Annotated in this window: 3 protein-coding genes; all 3 read left to right on the top strand. The window is 66.1% G+C overall.

Annotation, left to right across the window (positions count from 1 at the left end; all coding sequences use genetic code 11):
- Nucleotides 1-57: 57 nt before the first annotated feature.
- Entirely contained in the window at nucleotides 58-1,545 is a 1,488-nt protein-coding gene (gene urtB, locus ACK1VC_RS01495; protein WP_191087030.1) for an urea ABC transporter permease subunit UrtB, read from the top strand.
- Nucleotides 1,545-2,624: an urea ABC transporter permease subunit UrtC gene (gene urtC / locus ACK1VC_RS01490; RefSeq protein ID WP_016489400.1), complete on the top strand. Its 1,080-nt coding sequence runs from the start codon at nucleotides 1,545-1,547 to the stop codon at nucleotides 2,622-2,624. The genes urtB and urtC overlap by 1 nt, the downstream gene beginning before the upstream one ends.
- A partial coding sequence (gene urtD, locus ACK1VC_RS01485) for an urea ABC transporter ATP-binding protein UrtD (protein ID WP_449117818.1) occupies nucleotides 2,621-3,433 on the top strand: 813 nt, incomplete at its 3' end. The genes urtC and urtD, both read left to right, overlap by 4 nt.

Genomic DNA, 3,433 nt, shown 5'->3' with positions numbered 1-3,433 from the left:
CCTGTGGGAGCGGGCAAGCCCGCGAAGAATCCACCACTGTATTCCAGGATTGCCCGCATGCTCAGAATGCTGCTCACCCTGCTTCTGCTACTCCCCATGGCCACCCAGGCCAGCGAGGGCGAATTCTTCCTCACCGCCAAGCCCGCCGAGCAGGCTCGCCTGCTCGAAAGCTGGGCGGCGCAACCCGATGCCGCGCGCGTGCCGCTGCTGGACAACCTGCGCCAGGGCCGCATTGGTACTGACGACACCCGCAAGGTACGCCTGAACAACCGCCTGCGCGGCCTGATCGACAACGCCCTGGCCAGCCACCGGTTGCTCAGCGACAACAGCGAAACGCGCCTGGCCGCCGCCCAACAACTGCAAAAAAGCGCACAACCCGCGCAAATGGCCTTCCTCGACCGGCGCTTCGCCAGCGAGCCGGATGCCGCCGTACACGCCGCCATCGGCCTGGCCCTGGCCAACCTGCAACTGGGCGCCAGCGAACCGGCAGTACGCCTGGCCGCCGTGCGCCTGTTGGGCGAAACCGGTGACCCGGTGGCCCGCACCCGCCTTGAAGCGCTGCTGCAACCCGACGCAGAAGCCGACCCGGGCGTGCGTACTGCTGCCGAGACCAGCCTGGCCCAGGTCAAGCGCAAGCTGCTGGTCGGCGAACTGCTCGGCCAGGCGTTCAGTGGCCTGTCGCTGGGCTCGATCCTGCTGCTGGCGGCATTGGGCCTTGCGATCACCTTCGGCCTGCTCGGGGTGATCAACATGGCCCACGGCGAGATGCTGATGCTCGGCGCCTACAGCACCTACATGGTCCAGGTGCTGGTGCAGCGCTACGCCCCGGGCGCTATCGAGTTCTACCCGCTGATTGCCCTGCCGGTAGCCTTCGCGGTCAGTGCCGGCGTGGGCATGGCGCTGGAGCGCACGGTCATTCGCCACCTTTACGGCCGCCCATTGGAAACCCTGCTGGCCACCTGGGGCATCAGCCTGATCCTGATTCAGGCCATCCGCCTGCTGTTCGGCGCGCAAAACGTCGAGGTCAGCAACCCGGCGTGGCTGTCGGGCGGCATTCAGCTGCTGCCCAACCTGGTACTGCCCTACAACCGCCTGGTCATCATCGGCTTCGCCCTCGCCGTGGTGCTGCTCACCTGGCTGCTGCTCAACCGCACGCGGCTGGGCCTGAACGTGCGCGCGGTCACCCAGAACCGCAACATGGCCGCCTGCTGCGGCGTGTCCACCGGGCGCGTCGACATGCTCGCCTTCGGCTTGGGCTCTGGCATCGCCGGGCTCGGCGGCGTGGCACTGAGCCAGGTCGGCAACGTCGGCCCGGACCTGGGCCAGAGCTACATCATCGACTCGTTCCTGGTGGTGGTGCTGGGTGGCGTCGGGCAACTGGCCGGGAGCCTCTGGGCCGCATTCGGCCTTGGCATCGCCAACAAATTGCTGGAGCCGCAGATCGGTGCCGTGCTCGGCAAGATCCTCATCCTTGCGTTGATCATTCTGTTCATCCAGAAGCGCCCGCAAGGCCTGTTCGCCCTCAAGGGACGGGTAATCGACTGATGAACCAGCCACTGCTTGTCACCGCTACGCAAAAGGCCGGGCCACGCCTGACCCTGGCCATCGGCGCCATCGTCGTCCTGTTGTTGCTGGCCCTGCCGCTGCTGTCCCTGCTGCCGGCGGACCACGTGCTACAGGTGTCGGCCTACACCCTGACCCTGGTCGGCAAGATCCTCTGCTACGCCATCGTCGCCCTGGCCCTGGACCTGGTCTGGGGCTATGCCGGCCTGCTGTCGCTGGGTCACGGCCTGTTCTTCGCCTTGGGCGGCTACGCCATGGGCATGTACCTGATGCGCCAGGCGGCCGGTGATGGCCTGCCGGGGTTCATGACCTTCCTGTCATGGACCGAGCTGCCATGGTACTGGGCCGGTACCCAGCATTTCGCCTGGGCGCTGTGCCTGGTGGTGCTGGCGCCTGGGCTGCTGGCACTGGTGTTCGGCTGGTTCGCCTTCCGCTCGCGGATCAAGGGCGTGTACTTCTCGATCATGACCCAGGCCCTGACCTTCGCCGGCATGTTGCTGTTCTTCCGCAACGAAACCGGCTTTGGCGGCAACAACGGTTTCACCAGCTTCCGCACCATCCTGGGCTTCGACATTGCCGCCCAAGGGACCCGCGCGGTGCTGTTCCTGCTCACCGTCGGCCTGCTGCTGGCCAGCCTGTACCTGTGCTGGCGCCTGACCCGCAGCAAGTTCGGCCGCCTGCTCACCGCCGTGCGCGACGCCGAGAACCGCCTGATGTTCTGCGGTTACGACCCGCGCGGCTTCAAGTTGCTGGTGTGGGTGCTAAGCGCCGTACTCTGCGGCCTGGCGGGCGCGTTGTATGTGCCGCAGGTGGGCATCATCAACCCCAGCGAAATGTCGCCGACCAACTCCATCGAAGCCGCCGTGTGGGTGGCCCTGGGCGGGCGCGGCACGCTGATCGGCCCGCTGCTCGGCGCCGGCCTGGTCAATGGCATGAAGAGCTGGTTCACCGTGGCCTTCCCGGAGTTCTGGCTGTTCTTCCTGGGCGCGCTGTTCATCCTCGTCACCCTGTACCTGCCCAAGGGCGTGGTCGGCTTGTTGAAAAAAAGGAGTCAGCCATGAGAGGCGTGCCCCCTGCTCACCCCGAATTCATGCTTGAACCGGTCTTCGACAACCTCGGGGCCGGCCGCGATGCCATTGGCCTGGGCAGCCGCCGCGAGGCGGGCCTGGACACCCGCCACGGCACGGTGCTGAGCCTGGAGGACATCAGCGTCAGCTTCGATGGTTTCAAGGCGCTCAACGGGCTGAACCTGTACATCGGCGTGGGCGAGCTGCGCTGCATCATCGGCCCCAACGGTGCCGGCAAGACCACGATGATGGACGTGATCACCGGCAAGACCCGCCCGGACACCGGTAGCGCCTTCTTTGGCGACACCCTCGACCTGGCGCGCATGAGCGAGTACCAGATCGCCCAGGCAGGTATTGGTCGCAAGTTCCAGAAGCCCACGGTGTTCGAGGCGTTGACGGTATACCAGAACCTGGAGCTGGCGCTGAAGACCGACAAGTCGGTATGGGCCAGCCTGGCGGCGCGCCTGGGCAGTGAGCAGCGCCAGCGCATCGAAGAAGTGCTGACCACCTTGCGCCTGCTGCCCCTGGCCCAGCGCCAGGCCGGCTTGCTGTCCCACGGGCAAAAGCAGTTTCTGGAGATTGGCATGCTGCTGGTGCAGGAGCCGCAATTGCTGCTGCTGGATGAGCCGGTGGCCGGCATGACCGATGCCGAGACCGAATTTACCGCCGAGCTGTTCAAAGGCCTGGCTGGCAAGCATTCGCTGATGGTGGTGGAGCATGACATGGGCTTTGTGGGGAGCATTGCCGATCATGTGACCGTGCTGCACCAGGGCAGCGTGCTGGCAGAAGGGTCGCTGGAGCAG

It is taken from the genome of Pseudomonas sp. XP2 (assembly GCF_053557975.1).
This window is presented reverse-complemented; position numbering and strand designations above follow the sequence as displayed.